This window comes from Comamonas testosteroni, assembly GCF_030505195.1.
In the GTDB taxonomy this organism is placed as follows: domain Bacteria; phylum Pseudomonadota; class Gammaproteobacteria; order Burkholderiales; family Burkholderiaceae_C; genus Comamonas; species Comamonas testosteroni_G.
Genome location: NZ_CP129672.1, coordinates 3,030,836 through 3,057,115 on the forward strand (window position 1 = coordinate 3,030,836; position 26,280 = coordinate 3,057,115).

At 64.3% G+C, this 26,280-nt stretch carries 22 protein-coding genes; 12 read left to right on the plus strand and 10 right to left on the minus strand.

All coding sequences use genetic code 11. The annotated features are described in order from the left end of the window. The first annotated feature begins 151 nt into the window (after positions 1-151). From urtA to urtE, 5 genes are all read left to right on the plus strand, one after another. A complete protein-coding gene (urtA, locus tag QYQ99_RS13955; protein ID WP_302088724.1) occupies positions 152-1,420 on the plus strand; it encodes an urea ABC transporter substrate-binding protein in 1,269 nt (422 codons plus the stop codon). A gap of 105 nt (positions 1,421-1,525) precedes the next feature. Continuing rightward, entirely contained in the window at positions 1,526-3,139 is a 1,614-nt protein-coding gene (gene urtB / locus QYQ99_RS13960; protein WP_302088725.1) for an urea ABC transporter permease subunit UrtB, read from the plus strand. A gap of 165 nt (positions 3,140-3,304) precedes the next feature. Continuing rightward, positions 3,305-4,513: an urea ABC transporter permease subunit UrtC gene (gene urtC / locus QYQ99_RS13965; RefSeq protein WP_302088726.1), complete on the plus strand. Its 1,209-nt coding sequence runs from the start codon at positions 3,305-3,307 to the stop codon at positions 4,511-4,513. Next, positions 4,510-5,385 (plus strand): urea ABC transporter ATP-binding protein UrtD, encoded by an 876-nt coding sequence (urtD, locus tag QYQ99_RS13970; RefSeq protein WP_302088727.1) that lies wholly within the window; start codon positions 4,510-4,512, stop codon positions 5,383-5,385. Before urtC ends, urtD begins: the two co-directional genes overlap by 4 nt. Before the next feature lie 207 nt (positions 5,386-5,592). Then, entirely contained in the window at positions 5,593-6,285 is a 693-nt protein-coding gene (gene urtE / locus QYQ99_RS13975; protein ID WP_302088728.1) for an urea ABC transporter ATP-binding subunit UrtE, read from the plus strand. Positions 6,286-6,362: 77 nt separating this feature from the next. Here the strand turns inward: urtE and QYQ99_RS13980 are convergent, their stop codons facing one another. After that, on the minus strand, positions 6,363-7,352 hold the full coding sequence (locus tag QYQ99_RS13980; RefSeq protein ID WP_302088729.1) for a TauD/TfdA dioxygenase family protein: 990 nt from the start codon (positions 7,350-7,352) through the stop codon (positions 6,363-6,365). Positions 7,353-7,379: 27 nt separating this feature from the next. Continuing rightward, positions 7,380-8,447, minus strand: a complete 1,068-nt coding sequence (locus tag QYQ99_RS13985) for a tripartite tricarboxylate transporter substrate binding protein (protein WP_302088730.1) — start codon at positions 8,445-8,447, stop codon at positions 7,380-7,382. A gap of 167 nt (positions 8,448-8,614) precedes the next feature. Between QYQ99_RS13985 and QYQ99_RS13990 the strand changes: the two genes are divergently transcribed. Further along, positions 8,615-9,445 carry an urease accessory protein UreD gene (locus QYQ99_RS13990; RefSeq protein WP_302088731.1) on the plus strand — a complete coding sequence of 277 codons (831 nt, stop codon included), beginning with the start codon at positions 8,615-8,617 and terminating at the stop codon, positions 9,443-9,445. 90 nt (positions 9,446-9,535) lie between these two features. Here QYQ99_RS13990 and QYQ99_RS13995 read toward each other — a convergent pair whose 3' ends face one another. The 3 genes from QYQ99_RS13995 to QYQ99_RS14005 form a co-directional block, all read right to left on the minus strand. Continuing rightward, positions 9,536-10,864 (minus strand): hypothetical protein, encoded by a 1,329-nt coding sequence (locus QYQ99_RS13995; RefSeq protein WP_302088732.1) that lies wholly within the window; start codon positions 10,862-10,864, stop codon positions 9,536-9,538. An 82-nt stretch (positions 10,865-10,946) separates the two neighbouring features. After that, positions 10,947-13,298 carry a cytochrome P450/oxidoreductase gene (locus QYQ99_RS14000; protein WP_302088733.1) on the minus strand — a complete coding sequence of 784 codons (2,352 nt, stop codon included), beginning with the start codon at positions 13,296-13,298 and terminating at the stop codon, positions 10,947-10,949. A gap of 268 nt (positions 13,299-13,566) precedes the next feature. Next, complete coding sequence (locus tag QYQ99_RS14005; RefSeq protein ID WP_302088734.1) at positions 13,567-14,553, minus strand: Bug family tripartite tricarboxylate transporter substrate binding protein; 987 nt, start codon at positions 14,551-14,553, stop codon at positions 13,567-13,569. A 203-nt stretch (positions 14,554-14,756) separates the two neighbouring features. Between QYQ99_RS14005 and QYQ99_RS14010 the strand changes: the two genes are divergently transcribed. Then, on the plus strand, positions 14,757-15,626 hold the full coding sequence (locus QYQ99_RS14010) for an IclR family transcriptional regulator (RefSeq protein WP_302088735.1): 870 nt from the start codon (positions 14,757-14,759) through the stop codon (positions 15,624-15,626). 8 nt (positions 15,627-15,634) lie between these two features. Here QYQ99_RS14010 and QYQ99_RS14015 read toward each other — a convergent pair whose 3' ends face one another. Next, on the minus strand, positions 15,635-16,462 hold the full coding sequence (locus QYQ99_RS14015; protein ID WP_302088736.1) for an IclR family transcriptional regulator: 828 nt from the start codon (positions 16,460-16,462) through the stop codon (positions 15,635-15,637). A 146-nt stretch (positions 16,463-16,608) separates the two neighbouring features. On the opposite strand from QYQ99_RS14015, the gene QYQ99_RS14020 reads away from it, so the two are divergent. From QYQ99_RS14020 to QYQ99_RS14040, 5 genes are all read left to right on the plus strand, one after another. Next, on the plus strand, positions 16,609-17,565 hold the full coding sequence (locus tag QYQ99_RS14020) for an MBL fold metallo-hydrolase (RefSeq protein ID WP_302088737.1): 957 nt from the start codon (positions 16,609-16,611) through the stop codon (positions 17,563-17,565). A 253-nt stretch (positions 17,566-17,818) separates the two neighbouring features. Further along, positions 17,819-19,489, plus strand: a complete 1,671-nt coding sequence (locus QYQ99_RS14025) for an FAD-dependent oxidoreductase (RefSeq protein WP_302088738.1) — start codon at positions 17,819-17,821, stop codon at positions 19,487-19,489. Positions 19,490-19,643: 154 nt separating this feature from the next. Continuing rightward, entirely contained in the window at positions 19,644-19,910 is a 267-nt protein-coding gene (locus tag QYQ99_RS14030; protein WP_034373951.1) for a DUF2783 domain-containing protein, read from the plus strand. Between the two features lie 96 nt (positions 19,911-20,006). Beyond that, positions 20,007-20,981, plus strand: a complete 975-nt coding sequence (locus tag QYQ99_RS14035) for a Bug family tripartite tricarboxylate transporter substrate binding protein (RefSeq protein WP_302088739.1) — start codon at positions 20,007-20,009, stop codon at positions 20,979-20,981. Positions 20,982-21,088: 107 nt separating this feature from the next. After that, a complete protein-coding gene (locus QYQ99_RS14040) occupies positions 21,089-21,727 on the plus strand; it encodes a response regulator (RefSeq protein ID WP_302088740.1) in 639 nt (212 codons plus the stop codon). A gap of 56 nt (positions 21,728-21,783) precedes the next feature. Here the strand turns inward: QYQ99_RS14040 and QYQ99_RS14045 are convergent, their stop codons facing one another. The 4 genes from QYQ99_RS14045 to QYQ99_RS14060 form a co-directional block, all read right to left on the minus strand. Then, entirely contained in the window at positions 21,784-22,185 is a 402-nt protein-coding gene (locus QYQ99_RS14045; protein ID WP_302088741.1) for a GFA family protein, read from the minus strand. 41 nt (positions 22,186-22,226) lie between these two features. Beyond that, the gene (locus QYQ99_RS14050; protein ID WP_302088742.1) at positions 22,227-22,640 is read right to left on the minus strand and encodes a hypothetical protein; all 414 of its coding nucleotides are present in this window, start codon (positions 22,638-22,640) and stop codon (positions 22,227-22,229) included. 112 nt (positions 22,641-22,752) lie between these two features. Continuing rightward, positions 22,753-23,289, minus strand: a complete 537-nt coding sequence (locus QYQ99_RS14055; protein ID WP_302088743.1) for a DUF2867 domain-containing protein — start codon at positions 23,287-23,289, stop codon at positions 22,753-22,755. A gap of 178 nt (positions 23,290-23,467) precedes the next feature. Beyond that, positions 23,468-26,131 carry a hybrid sensor histidine kinase/response regulator gene (locus QYQ99_RS14060; protein ID WP_302088744.1) on the minus strand — a complete coding sequence of 888 codons (2,664 nt, stop codon included), beginning with the start codon at positions 26,129-26,131 and terminating at the stop codon, positions 23,468-23,470. Positions 26,132-26,280: the final 149 nt, after the last annotated feature.

The window sequence follows — 26,280 nt, forward strand, 5'->3', positions numbered from 1 at the left end:
GGAAGAGGCATTCGGGCCGCGCCTGGCCCAAAAGAGGCAGCGGCGCCGATGGCCGCAGTGCCCGGGCCAGGGGGGCGGGGTGCTGGCACGGTAATTGCACTTCAGGTTTTGCGGTCAATGTGACCGAACAAAACCTCCTGGGAGTGCTGAAATGAATCGTCGCGGAACCCTCACAACACTGGCTGCATCCATGGCTCTGGGCCTGGGATTGACTTCTCAGGTGCTGGCTGCAGACACCATCAAGGTGGGAGTGTTGCACAGCCTCTCGGGCACCATGGCCATCTCAGAGACCGTGCTCAAGGACACGGTGCTGATGGCCATCGAGGACATCAATGCCAAGGGCGGCGTGATGGGCAAGAAGCTGGAGCCCGTGGTGGTGGATCCCGCCTCCAACTGGCCGCTGTTTGCCGAAAAGGCCAAGCAGCTGATCACCCAGGACAAGGTGGCCGTGGTCTTCGGCTGCTGGACCAGCGTGTCGCGCAAATCTGTGCTGCCGGTGTTCGAGCAGAACAACGGCCTGCTGTTCTACCCCGTGCAGTACGAGGGCGAGGAACTCTCCAAGAACGTCTTCTACACCGGCGCCGCGCCCAACCAGCAGGCGATTCCCGCTGTCGAGTACCTGATGAGCAAGGAAGGCGGCGGTGCCAAGCGCTTTGTGCTGCTGGGCACGGACTATGTGTACCCGCGCACCACCAACAAGATTCTGCGTGCCTTCCTCAAGTCCAAGGGTGTCAAGGATTCCGACATCATGGAAACCTACACCCCCTTCGGCCACAGCGACTACCAGACCATCGTGGCCGATGTGAAGAAGTTCTCCACCGGTGGCAAGACGGCGGTGATCTCCACCATCAACGGCGACTCCAACGTGCCCTTCTACAAGGAGCTGGGCAATGCCGGCCTCAAGGCCAAGGATGTACCGGTCGTGGCCTTCAGCGTGGGTGAGGAGGAGCTGCGTGGCGTGGACACCAAGCCTCTGGTCGGCCACCTGGCGGCATGGAACTACTTCATGAGCGTGAAGAACCCGACCAACACGGCCTTCATCAAGCAGTGGGGCGACTACGCCAAGGCCAAGAACATCGCCGGCCACAAGGACAAGCCGCTGACCAACGACCCGATGGAGGCCACCTGGGTCGGCATCCACATGTGGAAGCAGGCCGTGGAGAAAGCCAAGAGCACGGATACAGACAAGGTGATTGCCGCCATGGCCGGCCAGACCTTTGCCGCACCCAGTGGCTTCACGCTGAAGATGGACGAGAAGAATCACCATCTGCACAAGCCCGTGATGGTCGGCGAGATCAAGGCCGACGGCCAGTTCAGCGTGGTCTGGAAGACCAAGGGTCCGGTCAAGGCCCAGCCCTGGAGCCCGTATATCGAAGGTAACGACAAGAAGAAAGACGAGCCCAACGGCAAGAGCTCCTGATTCGCTCCCTCGGACTGGAGAGGTCTGGTGGGCTCTCCAGTCCTGAAGAGATAGCTGCTTGCCCTTTATTGACAAGGGCTGCAGCGCTAGAAACCTGAAATTCCTATGAACATACTGCGCAAGTCATTGAGGCTGGCATTGGCCGCCGGGCTGGGCTCGTTGCTGAGCTTTGCCAGTCACGCACTGACGACCGAGCAGGCCTATGCCATGGCTGCGGCAGACGACTCCGAGCAGCGCGTGCTGGCGATCAATCAGGCCGTGCTGGCGCCGGATGCACAGACCGACGGCGGTCGCCTGTCGGCCTATCTGGGCGCGCTCGCCAACGATGAAGTGCGCGTTTCTCAGGGCAAGGTCTATGTGATGAGCGGCGACGCGGTCACCGACCCGGTGACCGGTCAGGCCGCCCAACTCCCGGCGGATGCCGAGGAGGTCGTCAGCAACAATTACCTGCGCTCGGTCATCGACACGGCGCAGGCCGCGCTGGCGCTGGGCAGCAGCGATGTGCAGGCGCGCCGCAAGGCTGCCGAGCAGCTGGCCTCCGAGCCTGATGCTGGGCGGCTTCCCCTGATCGAAAAAGCGCTGGCCGCTGAACAGGACGGGCAGGTCAGAGCCCTGCTGGAGCGCAGCCTGGCTGCCAGCCTGCTGGGCAGCGACGACGTGCAGCAGCGTCTGAAGGCGGTGCAGCAACTGTCGCGCCAGCAGACGCCGGAGACGCAGTTGCTGTTGAACCAGCGCCTGTCCGAAGAGTCCGATCCCGGCGTGCAAAAAGCCATCAAGGCCGCGCTGGCCAGCATCGCCGAAGGCCTGGCCTGGGGGGACAGACTGGGTGCTGTTTTCAGCGGCATCAGCCTGGGCTCGGTGCTGTTGCTGGCGGCGCTGGGTCTGGCCATCACCTACGGCCTGATGGGCGTCATCAACATGGCGCACGGCGAGCTGATCATGATCGGTGCCTATGCCACCTATCTGGTGCAGGTCGCATTCCAGCGCTGGTTGCCCGAGGCCGTGTTTGGCTGGTATCTGGTGGTGGCGGCTCCCGTGGCTTTTCTGGCCTCGGCGCTGGTGGGCGCGGTGCTGGAGCGCGGCGTGATCCGCTTCCTCTACGGCCGCCCGCTGGAGACCCTGCTGGCCACCTTCGGCATCAGCCTGGTGCTGCAGCAAACCGTGCGCAGCCTTTTCGGCGCGCAGAACGTGGGCGTGGAAAACCCCGTCTGGATGAGCGGCGGGATCGCGCTGCTGCCCAATCTCACGCTGCCCTACAACCGCATCGCCATCATCGTCTTTGCGTTCGCCGTGCTGGCGGGCGTGGCCTTCATGATCGCCAGAACGCGGCTGGGCCTGTTCGTGCGCGGCGTGACGCAGAACCGCGCCATGGCTTCCTGTGTGGGCGTCAACACGGCACGCACCGACACCTATGCGTTTGCACTGGGCTCCGGTATCGCCGGTCTTGCCGGCTGCGCCCTGAGCCAGATCGGCAATGTGGGCCCGGATCTGGGGCAGAACTACATCGTGGACAGCTTCCTGGTGGTGGTGCTGGGCGGTGTGGGGCAACTGGCGGGCACCGTCTACGCGGCTCTGGGTCTGGGCGTGCTCAGCAAGCTGCTGGAAGGCTGGACCGGCGCCGTGCTGGCCAAGATCGCCGTGCTGCTGTTCATCGTGGTCTTTATTCAAAAGCGTCCGCAAGGCATCTTTGCCTTGAAGGGCCGCAGTGCGGAAACATGAAACACCCCCTGGGTCGCTTCGCGACCTCCCCCGCTCTCGCATTGCTGCGCGCTGCGGGCAGGGGACGACACCCTCGCTGCGGGGCGGCCCTTGCTCGGTGTCTCGTACCTGGGCCGCGCCAGCTGCGCAGGCCATGTGCCTTGCTCGACTTGAGGGAAAACTGACATGACAACCCAATTCATACCCATCGAACTGCCCAAGCCCGCGCCGCTGCTATCCGCCAAGGGCTGGACGGCGTTTCTGCTGGCCCTGACCATGGTCTGCGCCGTGGCTCCTGCACTCAATCTGTGGGTCCCCGAGGACAGTGCGCTGCACCTGTCCGACTACATGCTGGGCCTGCTGGGCAAGTTCATGTGCTATGCGATCTGCGCGCTGGCGATTGACCTGATCTGGGGCTATACCGGCATCCTGAGCCTGGGCCACGGCCTGTTCTTCGCGCTGGGCGGCTATGTGATGGGCATGTACCTGATGCGCGAGGCCGCAGGCCCCGATGCCTTGCCCGCCTTCATGGGGTTTCTGGACTGGAAGGAGCTGCCCTGGCACTGGGCGCTGTCGGGCAGCTTTGCCGCCACCGTGTTGCTGGTGTTCCTGGTGCCGGGCCTGATCGGCGGGCTGTTCGGCTACTTTGCCTTTCGCTCGCGCATCAAGGGCGTGTATTTCTCCATCATCACCCAGGCCCTGACCTATGCCGCCATGCTGCTGTTCTTTCGCAACGAGACCGGCTTTGGCGGCAACAACGGCTTCACGGGCTTCAAGACCCTGCTGGGGTTTTCCGTCAACTCGCAAGCCATGCATGTGCTGCTGTTCGCGCTGTCGGGGCTGGCGCTGCTGGGCTGCTTTCTGTTCTCGCGCTGGCTGATACGAAGCAAGTATGGGCGCGTGCTGCAGGCCGTGCGCGATGCCGAATCGCGCACCATGTTCTGTGGCTACAACCCGCTGCCCTACAAGCTGTCGATCTGGGTCATCTCGGCCATGATGTGCGGCCTGGCGGGCGCGCTGTATGTGCCCCAGGTGGGCATCATCAACCCCAGCGAGATGAGCGTGGGCAATTCCATCGAAATGGCGGTGTGGACGGCCGTGGGCGGACGTGCCTCGCTGGTCGGTCCCATCATCGGCGCGTTTGCCGTCAACGGCGGCAAGAGCTGGCTCACCGTGGCCGCGCCCGAGTACTGGCTGTATGTGCTGGGTGCGCTGTTCATCGTCGTGACGCTGTTCATGCCGGGCGGCCTGATTCGCCTGCCGCAGCAGCTTCGCCAGTGGCGTGAGAAGCGCAATGCGCAGACGCAATCCGAGCTGAACCAAGCCGCTGCTGCCCTGGCCCGCAAAGCCAGCGAACGCGCTGTCGCCGACCCGCTGAAAGGAGCCCGCGCATGACCCCCGATCTGATGCAGGAAGGCGAGCAGCGCCTGGCCTCCTACCAGCAGCGCGAAGCCGCGCTGCGCACCGAATCCGGCGGACGCAACGCCAGTCTGGCGCGCCCCGTGATTGCCGGCGAAGTGGATGTGACTCACGGCCGAATTCTCTATCTCGAAGACGTGCATGTGAGCTTCGACGGCTTCAAGGCCATCAACGGTCTGAGTCTCGATATCGCGCCCGGCGAGCTGCGCTGCATCATCGGCCCCAACGGCGCGGGCAAGACCACGATGATGGACATCATCACCGGCAAGACCCGGCCCGACAGCGGCACGGTGTTCTTCGGCTCCACCATCGACCTGCTGCGCTACAAGGAGCCCGAGATCGCCGCCATGGGCATAGGCCGCAAGTTCCAGAAGCCCACGGTGTTCGAGCAGCTCAGCGTGTTCGAGAACCTGGAGCTGGCGCTCAAGACCCACAAGGGCATTGCCTCCTCCATGCGGTTCAAGCTCAGCGGCGCGCACAAGGACCGCATTGCCGAGGTGCTGCACACCATTCATCTGGCGGCCAGCGTCACGCGCCAGGCCGGCCTGCTCAGTCACGGACAGAAGCAGTGGCTGGAGATTGGCATGCTGCTGGTGCAGGAGCCCAGGCTGCTGCTGCTCGACGAGCCCGTGGCCGGCATGACCGACGAGGAAACGGTGCGTACGGCCGAGCTGTTTCTGACGCTCAAGGGCAAGCATTCGCTGATGGTGGTGGAGCACGACATGAGCTTTATCGACACCATCAGCGAGAAGGTCACGGTGCTTTGCGATGGCTCGGTGCTGGCCGAGGGAACGCTGGCCCAGGTGCAGGCCGACGAGCGAGTGATCGAGGTGTACCTTGGGAGATGACCCCCTGAGGCGCTTTGCCTGGGCGGCCCCGCGCCTTCCCCCTCTCTCTCTCTCTTCGCAGGAGGGGGACGACACCGTCGCTGCGGGGCGGCCCTTGCTCGGCGTCCGCCGATGGGCCGCGCCAGTTTTGTGCGCCATGTTTATCGAAGCGGGCTATTGAAAAAAGATAGCTGCTTGCGCTTGCTGTGTAAGCGTTAGAGGTCAAAAATGCTTAAAGTTCAGAACCTGCATCAGTACTACGGCGGCTCGCACATCCTGCGTGACGTGAATTTCACGGCCGAGATCGGCAAGGTCACGGTGCTGCTGGGCCGCAACGGCGTGGGCAAGACCACCTTGCTCAAGAGCCTGATGGGGCTGGTGCCGATCAGAAGCGGCGGCATTGAATGGCAGGGCCGCGATATCGCGCGCAAGACGCCCTACGAGCGCGCGCGCAGCGGCATCGGCTATGTGCCCCAGGGGCGCGAAATCTTCTCGCGCCTGTCTGTGGAAGACAATCTGCGCATGGGCCTGTCCTATTGCTCGGCAGGCACCCGGATTCCGGGCGAGCTGTACGAGCTGTTCCCCGTGCTGGGGCAGATGCTGCACCGCCGTGGCGGCGATCTCTCGGGTGGCCAGCAGCAGCAACTGGCCATTGCGCGAGCGCTGGCACCGCAGCCCAAGATCCTGATCCTGGATGAGCCCACCGAGGGCATACAGCCCAGCATCATCAAGGACATCGGCCGCGTGATCCGCATGCTGGCCAATCGCGGCGATATGGCCATCCTGCTGTGCGAGCAGTACTACGACTTTGCCGAGGAGCTGGCCGACCACTATGTGGTGATGGAGCGCGGCGAGGTGATCGCATCGGGCCCGGGCAGCGAGATGCAGGAGAAGAATGTGCGCTCGCTGGTGGCGATTTGAACAGCGGGCGAAGAAAAAAAGGTGCCGCAAGCGGCACCTCAAAGCCTCAGGCCATGCCTGCAGGACAACTCATTTCGTCAATACGCTGCGCCGTGCGCGGCCAGCACCGGATGGCCCTGTATGGCAGTGCTGGCGCGGCCGTCGGCACCCCGGGGGACTTCGCCCACCAGCGTGGTGCGGTAGAGCTGGCGATCGAACTCCAGCGCAAAAATATCCTGTGGTGCCACATGGGCCGTGGAGCGGTTGTCCCAGAAGGCCAGCGAACCGGGCTCCCACTTGAAGCGCACGGTGAACTCGCTGCTCACGGCATGCTCCCAGAGCAGCTCCAGCAGCACGCGCGATTCGCGGGTGGAGAGTTCCACGATGGACTTGAGAAAGCCGGGGCTGATGTAGAGCACTTTCTCGCCGGTCTCGGGATGAATGGTGACCAGCGGGTGTTCGCTGATCAGGGTGTTGTCGCGCACCAGATCCAGATATTCCTGCGATGCCGTGGCTCCCTGCGGTGCGCTGAAGCGGTGCTCGCCGCGCAGGCCCTGCAAGAAGGCCTGCAGCGGTTTGGAGAGCGCTTCGTACGCGGCAGCCAGATTGGTCCATTGCGTGTCGCCGCCATAGGGCGGAATCGTCACGCCGCGCAGAATCGACGCGGCAGGCGGGTTGTGGGCGGCCGTCACATCGGCATGCCAGCCGGTCCAGGGGCGCTGTTCGGACTGGCCGCTGTGGCGGTTGGCCTTGCGGTGCTTGGCAATCGAATACAGCTCGGGAAAGCCTTCGACATGACCGAAGACGGGGTGGCCGGGCGTCAGCTCGCCAAACTGGCGCGAAAAGGCGATCTGCTGCGCGTGGCTGAGGTGCTGGTCGCGAAAGAAGATCACCTTCCAGCGCAGCAATGCCGAGCGAATGGTGTGCACTTCGGCGGCGCTCAAGGCCTGCTTCAGATTGACGCCGCTGATCAGCGCGCCGATATGCGCCGATTGCGGCGCGATGCTGATATGTGGAGTGATGTGGCTTGCGGAGCTCAGGCGTTCGTCCAGATGCTGCAGCGGAGCGTGGGGCAGGGGCATGTTCATGGGATTTTTCCTGATGGGCGCGGTGCTTCAGCGCGCCTGGGCAATACGGGAGGTGCTGGCCGGCAGCAGACCCAGCTCGGAGAGAAGCGCATGGTTGCGTTCGACCTGGGCATGCAGTGCGCGAGCCGTGTCCTGCGGGCCGAGAAACACCGGCTCCCATTGGTTCAGCGCCACAAACTCCTTCCATTCCCGGGTTTCGGAAACCTTGCGCAGCGCGTTCACCCAGTAGGCCTGTTGAGCGGTGCTGGCACCGGGTGCCGTCATCACGCCCTGAAACGAGTCGCTGACATAGTCGATGCCCTGCTCCTTCCAGGTGGGCGACTGGGCGAACACGCCTTCAAGCCGCTTGTCGGCGGCAATCGCCAGCACGCGCACGCGGCCCGACTGCAGATAGGGCAGCAGGTTCGGCGTGGTGGCCGAGACCACATCGAGATGGCCGCCGGCCAGCGCCACCATGGATTCGGCGGAGGACTTGTAGGGCACGATGCGCAGCTTCTGGATGTTCACGCCGCCTTGCTGCAAGGGCTGGGCCACGCCCAGATGGATGTGATTGCCCAGCGTGGTAGCGATGCCGATGGAGTATTTCTCGGGGTCCTGGCGCAGCTGAGCGATCAGGTCCTGGGCATTGCGCAGCGGCGAATCCGCACGCACGACCACCGTGGTGAACTCGCGCAGCAAGGTCACCAGCGGTGTGCCTTTTTGCAGATGCGCGGGCAGGGCGTTCTGCGCCAGACTGTTGCCGTAGCTGGTGCTCAGCGTCATCAGCGTGTGGGCGTCGCCAGGGTGGCGGTGCAGGCTCTCCAGCGCGGAGATCGCATGCGCGCCAGATTTGTTGCTGACCACGAACTGCGGTGCATGCCCATCGCGTGCCAGCAACTCGGTGAGCTTGCGGGCCGCCAGATCCAGCGCCGCGCCGGCACCGCTGGGGACAATGAATTCCGTGGACTTGCCGGGCTTCCAGGTCGGGGTCGCTGCACCGCCGGATTGCGCGGCAGCAGGGCCCGTTGCCAGCGTGCAGCACAGCACCGCCATCGATGTCAGCCATGGGGCCAGAGTGCGAGGCAGGCGGGAATGAGTTACGGTACTGGCCGACATGAAAGCTCCTGAAATCAATCGCCATGCGCTTTGCGCGCTGGCGTGCTGAAGCACTGTAGAAGTGCGGCAGCCTTGCAACAACGAATGAATTTTCATGAGTTAGTAAGCAAAAGAGCTGAGCTACCCGGGCCTGAGCGGCAGGCCTGCTTGAAGAGGCAAGAACGACAATGACCTGGCATGCGCAACTGGCGCTGAACTATTCCCTGCAGGCTGGCAAGACCTCGGTGCATTTCACCCACGATGGTCCGCTGCGCATCCTCAAAAGTCTGTATCCCGAGGGGCCAGCCATCTGCCACAACGTGCTGGTGCACCCGCCGGGCGGTCTGGTGGGCGGCGATGTGCTGGACATTGATGTCCATGTCGCAGAAGGTGCACATGTGCTGGTCACCACGCCTGGTGCCACGCGCTTTTACAAAAGCAACGGCAAGCAGGCCATGCAGCGCACCCGGCTGCGCCTGGATCCCGGTGCGAGGCTGGAGTGGCTGCCGCTGGAGGCAATCGCGTACAACGCCTGCGATGCGGTCAACCATCTGGAGTTCGAGCTTGCCGAAGACGCGCAGCTGCTGACCTGGGATGTGACGGCGCTGGGTCTGCCACTGGCCGCCCAGCCCTATGAGTCCGGCATCTTCGAGCAGCACATTGAGTGGCCGGGCCGTTTTCTGGAGCGCGGCGTGGTCAACGCGCAGGATGCGCTGCTGCTCGATGGCGATCTGGGGCTGGCCGGGCATCGCTGCCTGGGCAGTCTGATCTTTGCCAGTGGCTCAGCCATGACGCGCCATCAGCGCGAAGCCTTGCTGGAGGGCACGCAGGAGCTGCTTGCACAGGCCGCCCCGGCGGTGTTGAGCGGGGTCACTGCTCCCAATGAAAGCATGCTGGTTCTGCGCTGTGTATCACCTGTGGTTGAGCCTGTGATGATGTTGTGGAAAACCGTGTGGAGTTTCTGGAGAAAAGAACTTTGGGGCCTGCAGGGCAGCACTCCGAGAATCTGGTCCATGTGAGCCAGCGCCGGCCCGATCTGCGACTGCTGCATACCGGCATCCCGGCATCCCGGCATCCCCAAAGGCCTGGCGCTGCGGCAGGGCCGGGTTTCAAGGCGCCGATCGGCCGGTGCACCGGGCCAGCTCCGCCCGGCTCCAGTCCAGTCGCTCGCGCACGCGGGCACAGGCGGCATCGCCGGCTTGCGGGTCGCGTTCCATGCAGCGCTCCTCGACCATGGTCAGGCGGGCGCGTGTGTGGCGGTATTGCTCCTGCGAGCAACTGCGCGTGCCGGCCTCGGCGCGTGTTCCCCCTTGCGCGCGCGTGCCAGGCGGCACGGCCGTCCAGCCGCGGTTGTGCCAGGGCGAGAAGGAGCCTGAAGGCGTGATCTCTATGCCATTCACCCGTCCTTGCAGGCCGGGAAATGTGGACAGCATGGCGGCAGCCATCAGGGCCGGGTCGCTCATGCGTCCCAGGGCGGTATCGCAGTCCATGACATCGGGATTCAGGCCCGGCGGCAACAGCCTCAGCACGCCATAGATGCGGGTGGCATCGGTCTCCAGCTCCTTGACGCTGCGCCCGTTGCTGCCCGGCACCAGGCCCATGCCGACCAGTGGGTACTGCGTGTCGCGCAGGGCGGTATCGGGGCCGGCATGGATCTGGACCTCGCCCGAGACCCGGCCCGCGAACATCAGCAGCCTGAAGGCATCTGTGGAGAACAGCGCCTGCACCTCCAGATGACAGCGGGCCGGGGCGGCGGGGCGCAGCAGGCTTGGCAAATCCTTGGCGGCGTCACCGTGGACCAGCATTGCCGTGCGCGGCAGCATCTCCACGGCTATCCGTGCCTTGCCCAGGCTCACGGTGGCCGCCACGCTGGCGTCGATGGTGGCGACCGTGGGAAATTGCGCCAGGGCCTTGAAGCCGGGCTGCATCACGGACAGTCTGTCGCTGCTGACGATGCCGCCTGTGGCGATCTCCAGGCGCCCGTTCTCGAAGCGGTAGTAGCTGGGCACTTCGTCGGTCTCGGTATGGCTGCCGTGGCGCGTGGAGATGCGGTAGCGGATCTCGCGCCCGCCGATCTCCATGAAGGGGCGCAGCGTCTGCACCAGGGCCTGGCGCGTGGCGGCATCGTCCTGGCGCAGCGTGATCTCCACACGTGTGGAGCCATAGCCCAGCAGCTTGTCAAACGCATGGCGCATGACGGCCTGGTTCGGAAAGGTGATGACGGCCCCCACCATGCCAGCCAGGGCCGCCACGCCGCCCAGCAGCAGCGGCCAGGTCGAGCGCTCGTCGGCTTGAACGCGAGTCACGGCGTTCCAGATGGCTTGCGCGCCATGGCCCAGCCAGCTGGTGAGCACGAAGGCGATGAGCGCTGCAGTCGGCGCCCACACAAGAATCAGCAGTATTTGCAACAGGCCCATATGGGCAGTGATTCTAGGCACAAGCCATGCTTGGCCTGGCGGCAGCGGCCTGCCGGTGCCTGCCCGCCGGGGGCTACCCGCCGGGGGCTACCCGCCTGGGGCGCTACAGCGCCAGAACGATTCTGGACTCCTGCGTCCTGGCGCGCGAGCAGCAGCTCATCATCTTGTTACAGGCCGCGCGCTCGGCGCGGGTCAGCACCATGTCGCGATGATCGATATCGCCTTCGAGCACCGGCACCTCGCAGGAGCCGCACAGGCCTTCGCGGCAGTCGCACTCGATATCGATATTGGCGCTGCGCAGCGCATCGAGCAGGGTTTCATCGTTGCGCACCTGCAGCGTGATGCCGGATTCGCGCAGCTCGACTTCAAAGCCGTGCTCCTTGTCCGGGTCGAGGGCTCCCAAAGTGCTGGAGAAATGCTCCACGCGCAGGCTGTCCTCGGGCCAGTGACGGCTGGCCTCAGCCAGCCCGTCGAGCATGCGCTGCGGACCGCAGGCATAGATCTGTGCGCCGGGCCTGACCTGGGCCAGCAGCGCCGGGTAGTCGGCTCGCCGGCCCTGCGCGCCCACATAGATCTGCAGACGCTCGCCATGCCGTGCCTGCAAGGCATTCAACAGCGCCATGCGCTCGCGCTGGCTGCAGCTGTAGTGAATCTCATAGGGAATGCCCAAGGCCTGGGCGCGAGCCGCCATGGCCGCAATCGGCGTGATGCCGATGCCGCCGGCGACAAGAATCAGCTGCTGCGCGCCTTCGTCGAGCTTGAAGTGGTTGCGCGGGCCGCGCATCTGCACCTTCATGCCGGCCTGCAGCACGCCATGCACCCAGGCCGAGCCGCCACGGCTGTGCTCCTCGCGCAGCACGGCGATCTCGTAGGTATCCGCTTGCTGCGGATCGCCGCATAGCGAGTACTGGCGCGAGATGCCGGTGTCACCGCAGTGCAGATCGATATGCGAGCCCGGCGTCCAGCGCGGCAGATCGCGCCCGTCGGGTGCCTTGAGGCGCACGCGCAGCACGTCCTGCGCAATCAGCTCGGTGCTCTCCACCAGCATGCTGCGGCTGACGCCGCCTTGGGAGGATTCGCCGATGCGCACGGGCTGCTGCTCGGCCAGCACGGCGGGGTTGGCGCGCTCGGGGTTGCGGCTTGCATCCCATTGCACCCACAGGTGTTCGGGGCCTCGGAACGAGGTGTTGGGCACATAGGTGAAGCGTTGCTCGGCCAGCTGCATATGGGGCAGGCGGCGTGTGAATTCCTCGAGGAAGATCTGCATTTCCATGCGCGCCAGATTCTTGCCCATGCACTGGTGGGAGCCATAGCCGAAGGTCAGGTGATCGCTGGCATTGTCGCGGTGTATGTCGAACAGGTCGGCATCGACAAAGTGCTGCTCGTCGTGGTTGGCCGAGGAGGTGACGATGAGCAGCTTGCTGCCGGCCGCAATGGCCTGGCCGCCGATCACCACGTCCTTGGTGGCCAGACGCCGCCAGGCGGCCACCGAGCCGTTGTGGCGCAGGCATTCCTCCACGGCGTTGGGGATCAGCGAGGGATCGGCGCAGATCTCCTGCCAGACCTTGGGGTGCTGCAGCAGCAGCTTGACGGCATTGGCCGTGGCGTTGGCCGTGGTCTCGTGCGCGGCGACCAGGCCGGCCATCATCATCGAGTGCAGATAGGAGTCGGTGACGACCTCGGGCAGCTCCTTTTGCTTGCGAATGCCGTATTGCATCCAGCCCTCGGCCTCGGGATCGGCACGCATCTTGTCGAGAATCCGGCCTGCGTGCTGCCAGAAATTGCCCACGGCATGGGCCACGGCCACCTGCTCTTCGGCCCGGGGGCGTCCCCAGGTGTTGACGGTGTGGGCAATGCTGTACTGGCGCAGCGTGTCCATATCGTCTGCAGGCACGCCCAGGAAATGCATGGCCACGGTGAGCGGCACTTCCCACAGCATCTGATCGACCAGATCGGCGCGGCCGTCGTCGATGAAGCGGTCCACATATTCGCGTGCCAACTGGCGCACCATGGGCTCATGGTGTTTGAGTGCCTCGGGCGTGAAGGGCTGCATCAGCGCGCGGCGGCGCGGCATGTGGGCGGGCTCGTCTTCGTTGACCAGAGTGCGGTTCAGCGCAAAGCCGTAGCTGGCGAGCACGGCGTTGGCTTCGTCGCCCGTGGGCGTGATCTTCTCCAGCGCAATCGAGGGGCTGAAGGTCAGGTTGTCGCGGAAGATGGCCTTGATGTCGTCAAAGCGCGTGACCACCCAGTAGCCCAGCTGCGGGCTGTAGAACACCGGCTCCTGCTCGCGTGCCCAGCGCACATATTCGGGCGGGTCCTGCTGGTAGCCGTCGGCAAAGGGATCGAAGCTGGCGGCCCCGTGGCTGATGGGGCAGCCCGTGGGGCCGCTCTGGCCGGTGGGCTTGCCGAACTGGCTGTGATCGATGGGGCAACGGCTGGGGGTGGAAATGGTCATGGCTATCTCATGGAGTGGCAGGTGGACGGGGCAACCATCCATAGGGCATGCAAAGGCGGCCTGCCGCCAGCCTCTGCGCTTGCAAAGCTTGCGCTACGAACGTCGTTCCTGGTCTGCAAAACGGGCGCGCTCGCTAAAGAGAGGCAGCGAGCAAGAGCCGCTTCGCAGCATGGGCTGCCCCAGCGAGGGCTGCCCCAGCGAGGGCTGCCCCGGCAAGGCTGTCGTCCCCCATTGGGGGAAGGCGCGAAGCGACTCAGGGGAGGCAGTCTCAGTCCAGCGTGATGTTCAGATCCTTGATCAGCTTTTGCCAGCGTGCGCTTTCGCTGTGGATCAGTGCCTGGAACTGCTCGGGCGTGTTGCCCACGGGCTCCACGCCGAAGTCGATGAGCTTTTGCTTGACGGCAGGCTCGTTGATGGCGGCGGCCACCTGCTTGTTCAGCGCCGTGACGACATTGGCCGGTGTCTTGGCCGGGGCCACCATGCCGACCAGGGCCGCAGCCTGCACGCCGGGCAGGCCCAGCTCGCCGAAGGTGGGTACATCGGGCAGCTGGGGCAGACGCGTGGCATTGGCCACGGCCAGGGGGCGCACCTTGCCGCCCTTGATGAAGCCGGCGCCGGCAGCCAGGTCCACCATCATCACGGGAATCTGACCGCCCGCCACATCTGCCAGCGCCGGAGCCGCACCGCGATAGGGCGCATGGGCGAGCTTGAGGCCGGCCTCGGACCTGAGCAGTTCCATAGCCAGATGATGGGGGCTGCCCGCACCGGCGGAGCCGTAGTTCACGCCCTCTGCACTGGCCTTGGCGGCGGCAATGAATTCCTTGGCGGTCTTGGCCTTCTCGGCGGGGCCGGCCACCAAAATCATGGGAAAGCGACCCATGAGCGTGACGGGCGTCAGATCCTTGCCGGGGTTGTAGCTCAGGCTCTTGTAGAGCACGGGATTGAAGATCAGCGTGCCGTTGTCGGCCGACAGCACGGTATAGCCGTCGGCCGGTGCGCGCGCGGTCTCCGAGGCGCCGATGGCCGTGTTGCCGCCCGGGCGGTTGTCCACGACGATGGGCTGATGGGCCTGTGCGCCCCAGGCCTGGCCTATGGTGCGGGCCAGGAAGTCCGAGCCGCCGCCTGCGGCGTAGGGCACGATCCAGCGCACGCTCTTGCTCGGGTACTTGTCCTGGGCCACGGCGGTGCCAGGGGCTGCGGCCAGCCAGAGCATGCTGGTGGCCAGAACCGAGGCGGTGAAGAGGCGTTTTTTCATTGAGGGTGTCTCCTGGGCTGTGGTGTTGTTTGTCTGCGGGTTAACCAAGCTTCACTCCGCCTGCGGTTCCGCTTTAATACGGAAATTATTTTGCGTAATTTTTATACGCATAGCGTAAATATGCTTCAAGGGATTACCCGAAAGCCAGCATGAGACATGCGTGAAAATGTCTTCAACGGCTTACGAGACAGGCGCAACCAGCTATGAAAATCGAGAAGAAGACCTTGGCTATGGCCAAGCGGCAAGCAGCCAGCCCAGCAGCAGCAGTGGCGTCGCACAATGCCCGGCAAGAGCCGGATCAGCGTCGCCAGCGTGTGCAGGCAGCAGAGACCTGTCTGGCCGTGCTCAAGGCTCTGGCCGGGCTGGGCGGGCGTGCCAGTCTCACGGCCATCGGAGCTGCCGTCGATGAAAGCCCGGCCAAGGTGCATCGCTATCTGGCCAGTCTCATGGCCGAAGGTCTGGTGGAGCAGGATCGTGGTGGCACCCAGTACGCGCTCGGACGCGAGGCCATCCATATCGGCCTGGCTGCGATGCGCCAGAACGATCCTGTGCGCATGTCCGAGCCCGCTTTGCAGCATCTGCGCGAGTCCTTGCAGGTCACGAGTTTTGTCGCGGTCATGGGCAATATGGGGCCCACCATCGTGCGTTTCGAGGAGCCCAGCCTGCCCATTACCGTCAATGTGCGTGTGGGCTCGGTCATGTCCATGCTGTGGTCGGCCACGGGGCGGGCATTCTTTGCCTTCATGGAGCCGCAGCCAGAGGTCCAGGCGCTGCTGGCGCGTGAGCTGGAGGCCGCCAGCCCCGAGCATCGCCGCCTGCTGCATGCCAGCAAGCCTCTGGAGCAGCTGCGCAGCGAGATTCGCGCAGCCGGCTGTGCGTCGATCCGGGACCTGAACCTGCCCGGCATCAGCGCCGTTGCTGCCCCATTGTTTGACTACCACGGCCACGTGGTGGCCGTGCTCTGCGCGCTGGGGGCCAGCGGCGGCTTCGACCCCGATCCGCAGGGCCGCATTGCCCAGGCTGTATGCCAGGAGGCGCGCAGTATCAGCGCTTCGCTGGGTTACAGAACCTAGGTCTGTGATCAGGCCCCGGTCAGCGCAGCCGGGGCTCCGAGGCGCTGGGACAGCTGACGCGCCTGGGCCTGCAGCTTGCGGGCTGGCAGACCGGCGGGGTCCAGCGTCAGCGTGACCGAAGGGCCGATGGCGGCAATCGCCAGCACCAAGTGGCCGAAGCCGTCAAACACAGGCACCGCCAGCGCGCTTACGCCGGAGAGCAATTGGTTCTCGACCACGCTCAGGTGGTTGCTGCGAATGGAGTCCAGCTCCTTGGCAAACGCCGGCTCGTCCAAGCTGTGGCCTTCGGCCTGCAGCAGCGGTGCGATACGGGCCGGGTCGCCGAAAGCCGCAAAAATCTTGCCCGTGGCGGTATGGCGCAAGGAGGCCGGCGTGCCGTGGCGCATGGCCACATAGACATGGGTCGGGCCTTCCTCGACACGGATGATGGTCGGCCCCTGGCCGCTCCACATGGACACCGACACGGTGTAGCCCACCTCTTGCGCCAGGGCGGGCAAATCAGCAATCGCCATGCGCACAGGGTCTGCCTGCTGCAGGCTGATGAGCCCCATCTGAATGGCCAGCGGCCCCAGGCCGTAATGGCCGCTGACGCGATCTTGCTCCATCAGGCCCAGCTTGCAAAAGCTCACCAGATAGGGGTGGGCCTTGGCCGCCGTCATCTCGGCCTCGCGTGCCAGATCCTTGAGCGCCATGCGCCGGCCCGTGCGCGCCAGCACCTTGAGCAGCTGGCCGCCGACCTCCACGCTCTGTATGCCGCGCGGTGCGCGCGTGGGCTCGTCGTCACTGGATTCAAGCATCAAACGGGCGTCGGTCGAAGAGGTGTTGGCGTGAGGCATGACGGCATTGTGACGGGGAACGGTGGCTGGAAACCCTCCAGGGTTTTTCACTATGACAAATCAATTGTGCAATGTTGAATTTATATCTAGCATTCAGAAATTCGATAAAGATGAATGCATTTGTTTAAAACAAAGAGATTGCAACGATGAACACCAAGACCTTTGCCTCCGCCGCCGACCTTGAAGTCAAGAAGGTGAGCTTCGACAAGCTCTCCGAACATGCCTATGCCTACACGGCCGAGGGCGACCCCAACACCGGCATCATCATTGGCGAGGATGCCGTGATGGTCATCGACACCCAGGCCACGCCCGTCATGGCCGAGGACGTGATCCGCCGCATTCGCGAGGTCACGGACAAGCCCATCAAATACGTCACGCTGTCGCATTACCACGCGGTGCGCGTGCTGGGTGCCTCGGCCTACGGCGCCGAGCACATCATTGCCAGCCAGGACACCTACGACCTCATCGTCGAGCGCGGCGAGCAGGACAAGGCCAGTGAGATCGGGCGCTTTCCGCGCCTGTTCCAGAACGTCGAGAGCGTGCCCGAGGGCATGACCTGGCCGACCATGACCTTCACCGGCAAGATGACGCTGTGGCTGGGCAAGCTCGAGGTGCAGATCCTGCAGCTGGGCCGTGGCCACACCAAGGGCGATACCGTGGTCTGGCTGCCGCAGGAGAAGGTGCTGTTCAGTGGCGATCTGGTCGAGTTCGATGCCACGCCCTATGCCGGCGACGCCTACTTCCAGGACTGGCCGCAGACGCTGGATGCCATCGCCGCGCTGAAGCCCGAAAAGCTGGTGCCCGGCCGCGGTGCGGCACTGCAGAACGCAGCCGAAGTGCAGGCCGGTCTGGCGGGCACGCGCAATTTCATCAGCGACCTGTGGGCCGAGGTCAAGGCCGGCGCCGATGCGCGCCAGGACCTGCGCAAGGTCTACGAGGCAGCCTTTGCCAAGCTGCAGCCCAAATACGGCCATTGGGTGATCTTCAACCACTGCATGCCGTTTGATGTGACGCGCGCCTATGACGAGGCATCGGGCCATGCCGACCCGCGCATCTGGACCGCCGAGCGCGACCGCGAGATGTGGCTGGCGCTGGAAGGCTAGTCGCCACCCGGGCCGCCCGGCTGACAGTTTCCTGCGCAGGTGCGGCGGTCTGCGGCAAAGCTTTCAAAAACAGGAGCTGCTTGCGCTTTTAGTACAAGGAATTCAAGTGGAAAAGATATTGAATTCGTTGACTGACAAGCGGTAGTAGCTATCAAAAAACACAGTCTAAATCCGGCCGCAAAGAGCCGGAGGGGTGGCTTTTGCCCCAAAGAACAGATCCACGCTTTTCAAGGTTTGCGCACCGATGAACTCCATGTCCACCCCAGCCATTGCTCCTGAGGCCCTGCGCGGCAGCGCCGCCGACATTCAGTCCATCCAGATTCCCTATCGGCGGCATGCGGACCAGGATGCCGATGTGCCGGCTCGCCACCCCGTGGTCGTCGTCGGTGCCGGGCCCGTGGGCCTGTCTCTGGCCATCGATCTGGCGCAGCGCGGCCAGCCGGTGGTGGTGCTCGACAACGACTGCAAGCTGTCCACAGGCTCGCGCGCCATCTGCTTTTCCAAACGCACGCTGGAGATCTGGGACCGCCTGGGCGTGGGCCAGCCCATGGTGGACAAGGGTGTGTCCTGGAATCTGGGCAAGGTGTTTGCCAGGGATCAGTCGCTCTACCAGTTCGACCTGCTGCCCGAAGCCGGTCACGAGCGCCCGGCCTTCATCAATCTGCAGCAGTACTACGCCGAAGCCTATCTGGTCGAGCGCGCCCTGCAGCTGCCGCTGATCGATCTGCGCTGGCACAACAAAGTCACGGCGCTGGTGCCGCGCGACGACGGTGCCCTGGTGAGCGTGGAAACGCCCGAGGGCGAGTACCGGATCGATGCCCAGTGGGTGCTGGCCTGCGACGGCTCGCGCTCGCCCTTGCGCGGCTTGCTGGGCCAGGAAAGCCATGGCCGCATCTTCCGCGACCGGTTTCTGATTGCCGATGTGAAGATGCATGCGGATTTTCCGACCGAGCGCTGGTTCTGGTTCGATCCGCCGTTTCATCCGGGCCAGAGCGTGCTGCTGCACCGCCAGCCCGACGATGTCTGGCGCATCGACTTCCAGCTGGGCTGGGAGGCCGATCCCGAAGAGGAGAAAAAGCCCGAGAACATCCTGCCGCGCATCCGCGCACTGCTGGGCAAGGACGCGCACTTCGAGCTCGAATGGGCCAGCGTCTACACCTTTGCCTGCCTGCGCATGGACCGCTTCGTTCACGGCCGCGTGGTCTTCGCGGGCGACAGCGCGCATGGCGTCTCGCCCTTCGGCGCGCGCGGTGCCAACAGCGGCGTGCAGGATGCCGAGAACCTGGCCTGGAAGCTCGACCGCGTGCTGCGCGGCCAGGCCGATGCTGCGCTGATCGCGACCTACGGCGCCGAGCGCGAATACGCGGCCGACGAGAACATCCGCAACTCCACGCGCGCCACCGACTTCATCACGCCCAAGAGCGAGATCAGTCGCCTGTTTCGCGATGCGGCGCTGGAGCTGGCGCGCGAGCATGAGTTTGCGCGTCGCATCGTCAACAGCGGGCGCCTGTCGGTGCCGGCCACGCTGCATCACTCGCCGCTCAACACCCCGGACAGTGAGGAGTTCGCGGGTTCGCAACTGCCTGGCGCTGTACTCAGCGACGCGCCTATGCGACGTCCCGGCGACGCTGCCACAACTTGGCTGCTGCGCGCACTTGGCAGCGATTTCACGTTGCTGCATTTCGGTGCCACGCCGACCTGGGCGCGAGAGCTTGGCGGCGTGCTCAATCTCTCGATAGCCGCCGAGGGCGATGTGCATGCCGACCAGGCCGATCTGCTGGATGCACAAGGCCTGGCGGCGCAGCGCCTGGATGCGCGACCGGGCACCAGCTATCTGCTGCGCCCCGACCAGCATGTCTGCGCGCGCTGGCGCCGTCCCGACGAAGCCGCCGTGCGTGCCGCGCTGCAGCGTGCCGGCGGCTGACATGAAGGCACCACCTGAGGCGCTGCACGCCTTCCCCCTTGCGAGGGGGACGACAGCCTCGCTGCGGCGCGGCGCGGCCGGCCTGGGCTCTTGCTCGCTGTCCCTGGTGGAGTGCAACACCCTCAGAAGATTCCCCCTTTTTTAGGAGACTGCCATGCTGCTGTCCACCCACCCGAACCTGCAGGCCTGCGACGATTTCTATGAGGCCCTGATCGCCACGCATCAGGGCCTGGAAACCGCGCAAAGCCATGCCCTCAATGCCCGCCTGGTGCTGCTGCTGGCCAATCACATTGGCCATCAAGAGACCTTGCTGCATGCGCTCGAACTGGCCCGCGCCAGCGCAGGATTCGCTCCTGCCGGCGCAGACCCGGCCGAGCGCGGCGCCGTGACACCGGTTGCCCCGGTACACGCTGCCGTTTGAGATGCAGCACGCCGCCAGCCTGGCGGCAGCTGCGCCATCCCCTAAAGGCCCCGTCACCAAAATCTATTCAAGGGGCCATGAATCAAGGAGACAAGGATGATGCAACGCAAACAATTTCTGGCCGCACTGGCCTGCTCGACGCTGGCCTGGGCGGCAGGGCCTGCCGCCATGGCGCAGGAAAAACCCCTGGAATGGGTCATCGGCTACGCCGCAGGCGGGGGCTCCGACGTGGTGGCCCGCGTGATTGCAGAGGCCATGGGCCGCAATCTGGAGCGCCCCATCGTCATCAACAACAAGCCCGGCGCGGGAACCAATATCGCAGCCGAATACAGCGCGCGCTCGCATGACTTTGGCAACCTGATGTTCACGGCCGACTTCGCCACGCTGGCGGCCAATCCTTTTCTGTTCCGCAAGCTCAACTACAACGCCGAGAAAGACTTCAAGCCCGTGGGCATGCTGGTGCGCTTTCCCATGCTGCTGGTGGTCAACAACGATGTGCCGGTCAGCAATCTGACCGAGTTTGTCGCCTGGGCCAAGCAGCAGAAGACCGGCGTGAGCTGGGGCTCGGCCGGCCTGGGCAGCCCCCATCATCTGGTTGGCGAGCTGTTTCGCGAAGAAGCCGGTCTGGGCAATATGACCCATGTTCCTTATCGCGGGGCCGCGCCCGCAGTGCAGGATGTGATCGGCGGCCAGATTCCCGCCATGTGGGCCGACAGCGCCACCATCATTCCCTTCCTCGGCGAGAAAAAGCTCAAGGCCATAGGTGTGGCCAGCCCGGCCCGCATCGATGTGCTGCCCAAAGTCGCCACCTTGCAGGAGCAAGGCCTCAAGGGATTCGAGGGCTATGCCTGGCAGGGCATCGTCGTGCCCAAGGGCAGCTCGGCCGAGGTGGTCAGGAAGTTCAGCCAGTCGCTGCAGTTTGCGTTGGCCGACACGCGCACCAAGGCCCGTCTGGCGGCCATGGGGGTCGAGCCCATGCCCGGCAGCTCCGAGCAGATGGAGAAATTTGTCAGCACCGAGCGCAGCAAATGGGGTCGTGTGATCACGGCCAACAACATCAAGCTCGATTGAGAACCGGACTCGGTGGGCCGCAGCCTCGGTGACGGACAGGCCCGGGCACTGCGGGATATGCGTTTTTGCAGATGCGGCGCCGTGCCAGCCGTGGCAGACTCCGAGCCATGTCCGAGTCCACTCTTCTCGTTGCCGACGATCACCCGCTGTTTCGCGCAGCGTTGATCCAGGTGCTGCACGACCGCTTTCCGCAATTCCGCATTGTGGAGGCGGCCAGCGCTCAGACCCTGGGCGCAGCGATGCAGGAGCATCCCGAGATCGAGCTGGTGCTGCTGGACCTGGCCATGCCCGGCGCGCGCGGCTTCTCGTCCCTGCTGCATCTGCGCGGCGAATATGCGCAGGTGCCGGTGATCATCGTCTCGTCCAATGACGACCCTCGCATCATCCGTCGCGCCCAGCAGTTCGGGGCGGCAGGCTTTATCTCCAAGTCTGCGGCTGCAGACGATATGAGTGCCGCGATTGACGATGTGCTGAGCGGGGATATCAGCTTTCCCTCCATGGTGGCCGAGCGCTCGGAGGCCGATGCGGCCCTGGCCGCTCGTCTGGCCCAGCTCACGCCCCAGCAGTTTCGCGTGCTGCTGTGCATTGCCGACGGACTGCTCAACAAGCAGATCGCGCACGAGCTGGGCCTGGCCGAAAACACCGTCAAGGTGCATGTGACGGCAATTCTCAAGAAGCTCGAATGCTATTCACGCACCCAGGCCGCTGTGCTGGTCAAGAGCCTGGAAAACGATCACGAGGTTTGATCGCCCTGGTGCCTCACGGGCTCTCCGTTTTGATAGCTTGCGTTGCAGTTCGATGGCTACAAGTGCGCAAAAAACTCCGGCGTCGCGTCCCAGCGATCGTGCATGCCATCGACATAGGTGACGGGAATTCGCGACAGCTCCTGCTCCGAGATCTCTTCCAGGCAACCGATATTGATGCCGTACATCTGGCCTGTCGGCGTGTTGTGGCCCACGCCAAAGACGCGGATGCCGCAGCGCTTGCAGAAGAAATGCTGGTTCTTCTGCGAGCCAAACACATAGAGGGTGAGCTCCTTCTCGCCCGTGATAAGGCGGAAATTTTCGGGGCTGGCGATGGCGGGCCAGAACCGGCTGCGTCTGCAGATGGAGCAGTTGCAGCGATAGCTGGGCTGGCTCAGGTCCAGGCTGACTTCAATCTGGACCCGGCTGCAATGGCAACTGGCGCGATAGGACTTCAGCATCTGGCGATCCCCCTGTGTTGAGACGGGCTGCCATCGGCATGTCAGCCCTGGTCGAAGCTTAGATAGTTCAGATGCTCCTGGCTACGCCAGACGGCACACCATGCATTGATATCGCTTCCGTGGGAGAAAAAAATCTCCCAGCGATGATCGACTTCGTCCTGAAAATCCTGTCTTGCCGCATTGATGAAGCGATGGCAATGGGCCTGGAGCGGGCCTTCTACATCTTGCGCATCGATCAGCCAGAGGAAATCCTCTTGCCAGCCGGCGTCGCACAATACGTCATGCACGGACTTCAGGCGCAGTCTGCCGACCACATCGGGCCAATGCGCGAGATCGATTCGGCAGCGCACAGCCAGGCGGTCGTCAATGCCGCTGCCTCCGGCATAAAAGCCCAGCGCATAGTGCAAGTCTTCCTCTGCAGGCACAAAGCCAATCAGATTGGCAATGAGTGACATGGGCGGCTCCACGCACATGTCTTGGCTGCAGTGTCGATGAGCCAGGCTGTCGTAGTCGCGCATGTCTTTTGCCACTGTCTAAGCAAGAGCAGGCATGCAGAGGTGCGTTCCCTCATGCGGCATGGGTTCGTCCTCCCAGGGAGGACAGCACGGCGGGCGCGATCAGCCTGTGCATGGGTTTGACGGGCAGCATGTAGAGGCGGCCCAGTGCGTTCTTGACATGCACGACGGTGGTGATAGTGATGACGGCGTCCGGGGAGCTGATGTCGCTCTTGCGGTGAATGCTGAGCACGACCTTCAGATGCTTGTCGTCGTCGCCGATCAGGGCTTCGTCAAAGGTGTTCTCGAACACCGTGAAGATGCCGACCCTGTCGCCAAGGCCGTAGCTGGCTGCTGGTTTTCCGGGCTGCAGGGCCGACAAGGTGCCCAGGTTCTTGAGCCCCGCCAGACCGCCGATCAGATTGCGCGCACGCATGCAGATTTCAATCCAGCGCGGTGTTTTGCGCGCTGCAAGAATGAAGTGGTCCAGTGCAGACAGGCCTGTGGCGTCCGAGACGATGCTCCAGGAGTCGTGAAAGCTGGAGCCGGCCAATTGTTGTGCGATGCGGCTGCCGGGTGGAACGGCGGATTCAACGGGATGATGGTGCATGCTGTCTCTGTCAGGGTTGAGCGGCCCGCGTGCCTGAAAGCCGCAAAGGCTGTTGCAGCATAGCGAAGAATCCGCCACTGGGCTTGCGCAGTCGTGGCGTGCAGATCGGCGCTGGTTCTGAATTCATGGCGAGAGTGCGATGCCCTGAAATCGCCGCAGCTGGAAATGACTTTGGTTTTCAGGCGCTGCCGCCTTCTCGTCCGCGCAGAAAAGTCTGGCTCATCAGTGCCCGCAGCGCCGGCGGTCTGACCGGCTTGGCGAGAAACCCCCAACCGCGTTCGGCCGCCTGACGGCGCAGTGTGCTGTCGCCTTCGCCGGTCAGCAGAATGACGGGAGGCTGTCGGCCCCAGCGCTCGCAGAGCTGGGCATAGACATCGGGGCCGTAGAGCTGGCCCAGATGCACATCGAGCAGCACCAGTTGCGGAGCATTGCCGGGCGCTGCATAGGCCAGGGCCTCGGGGGCATTGGCGGCCAGCGGCACATCGCAGCCCCAGCGCTCGAGCAAGGCGCAGGTGGCGTCGCGGGTGGCGGGATCGTCCTCCACATACCAGACGGTGCGGCCCTGCAGCGGGCTGTCCACACGGGCGCTGGGAGAAGGCTCCTTGGAGACCGGTGTCAATGCGGCGGCCTGGCCCAGTGGAACCTTGACCCAGAAGACGCTGCCCTTGCCCAGGGTGGAGCGCAGGCCGATCTCATGGTCCAGCAATCTGCCCAGGCGCTCCACAATGGCCAGGCCCAGGCCGGTGCCGCGGTCGTCGGCATGGCCTTCGTCGAGGCGGCGGAACTCTTCGAAGATTTCCTTTTGCAGGCTCAGAGGAATGCCCGGTCCCTGGTCATGCACCTCGATGCGCACCTGGTCGCCCTGGCGGCGACAGCCCACGACGATTCGGCCCTTGCGCGTGTAGCGAATGGCGTTGGAGACGAAGTTCTGCAGTATGCGACGCAGCAAGGCCTCGTCGCTGCGCACGATCAGCCGGCTGGGCATGCAGTGCAGGCTCAGGCCCTCGCTTTCGGCCTGCAGCGCAAAATTGTTGTGCACCACTTCCAGCAAAGAGCTGAGCGCGAAGTCACGCACGCGGACTTCGAGCTGGCCCGATTCCATGCGCGAGATATCGAGCAGGCTGGTGAGGATGGCGTCCTGAGAGGCCAGCGCCTTGTCCACCCGCTGGGCCAGTTGGCGGCCGGCCTCATCGTGCAGATAGGTGGGCAGCAGGCTGGTGAAAATGCGCGCCGCATTCAGCGGCTGCAGCAGGTCATGCACGGCCGAGGCGACAAAGCGGGTCTTGTAGCGGTTGGCGCGCTCGGCCTCCTGTTTGGCCTGGGCCAGGTCTCGGGTGCGATCGGCAATGCGCTTTTCCAGCGTATCGGCCAGATTGCGCAGCTCGCGTGCCGTGTTCTTGTAGCTGGTGATGTCGGCATAGCTGGTGACAAAGCCGCCGTCGGGCAGGGGGTTGCCGCGAATCTCCAGCACCGTGCCGTCGCCCTTGGCGCTCTCGTGCAGATGGGGGCTGCCGCTGCGCAGATGCTGGAGCCGGCGCTGGATCGCAGGCTCCACATCGCCCTTGCCCAGCAGGCCGCGCTTGGCGTTGTGGCGTATCAGGGCCTCAATGGGCTGGCCCACATGCATCAGCTCGGACGGATAGCGGAACAGCTCCACATAGCGCGAGTTCCAGGCCACCAGCCGCAACTGCGGGTCCACCACCACCACGCCTTGCGGCAGGTGCTGCAGGCTGCGCGAAAGTCCGGTGTCTGCCTGCTTGGCGGCCTGGACAATGCCGTCCTGCGCGGTGCGCAGCTCCTGCGCATGCTGGTGCAAAACGGTCTCCAGCTCCTTGCGGCTGCGCTGGCGCAGGGCTGCCAGGCGCTGGCGCTGTCGGATATAGAGCACCAGCAGCGATGCGGCCAGCCACAGGCCGCCGGCGGCCACTGCCGCCCAGTGGCTGGCCGTCTGGCTATGGACGATGTCGTGCAGCAGGTGCAACTGCCATTGGCTTTCAGGGAGTTCCATGCGCAGCCAGAGCATGGGGTCGACCAGCGGAGGCTGACTGAAGTGAGCCAGCATGCCGATGCCGGCAGGCTGCCGGCTGGTGCGATAGCCCAGCGCGATCAGGGCCTGGCCCGCGTATTGATGGGTTTCGCGCACTACCTGCTGGTCGCTGCTGGACAGCGGCTCCAGCAGGCGGTAGCGCCATTCGTCGCGGTTGGAGAGAAAGACCACGCCATGCTCGTCCGTGGCGAAAACAATGTCGGGCGACTGGCTCCACTCGCCTTCCAGCTCCTGAAACAGGATCTTGATGGCGATGAGTCCAAGCACCGAGCCGTCTTCATCATGAATGGCCTGAGAGAGAAAGTAGCCGGGCAGTCCTGTGGTCAGGCCGATGCCATAGAAGCGGCCACTGCCCTGGCTCAGCGCCTGGGTCACATAGGGGCGAAAGCTGTAGTCCTCGCCCACATTGCTGTGCGAGTCGCGCCAGTTGCTGGCGGCCAGGGCCTTGCCGCTTTTGTCGATGAGAGTCAGCGTGGAGGCCTGGCTGGCGCCGTTGGCCTGCTCCAGCTTGTGGTTGAGCCTGTCCACCTCGGTGGCGCTGAGTGGATGGCTGAGCGCGCTCTTGAGTTCGGCATCGAGCGCCAGCACTTCGGGCAGGGTGCGGTAGCGATCCACGCGCTGCACCATGGCTTGGGCATAGAGCGTGAGCTGGCGCTGCACGCTCTCGCTTTCATCGTGCAAAGAGGTCTGCAGCGCGACGCGACTGGCGGCCCACATGCTCAGCAGCATGCCGCTGAGCACGATGACAAGGGTCAGAAACAGTCGGTTTCGGGCAAGGTTTCGCGCAAGACGCATGACGAGGTGGGGTGATCAAGGAGCCCAGTGTGGCTCTGGAGCAGGTTCAGTGCGGATTGTGACGCCTAGGGATTTCCCTGAGTTGGTGCATGCTCTCCCTAGGAGCGCATCCCGACCTAATACCAATGGGTTATCGGCACAAAAAGGGC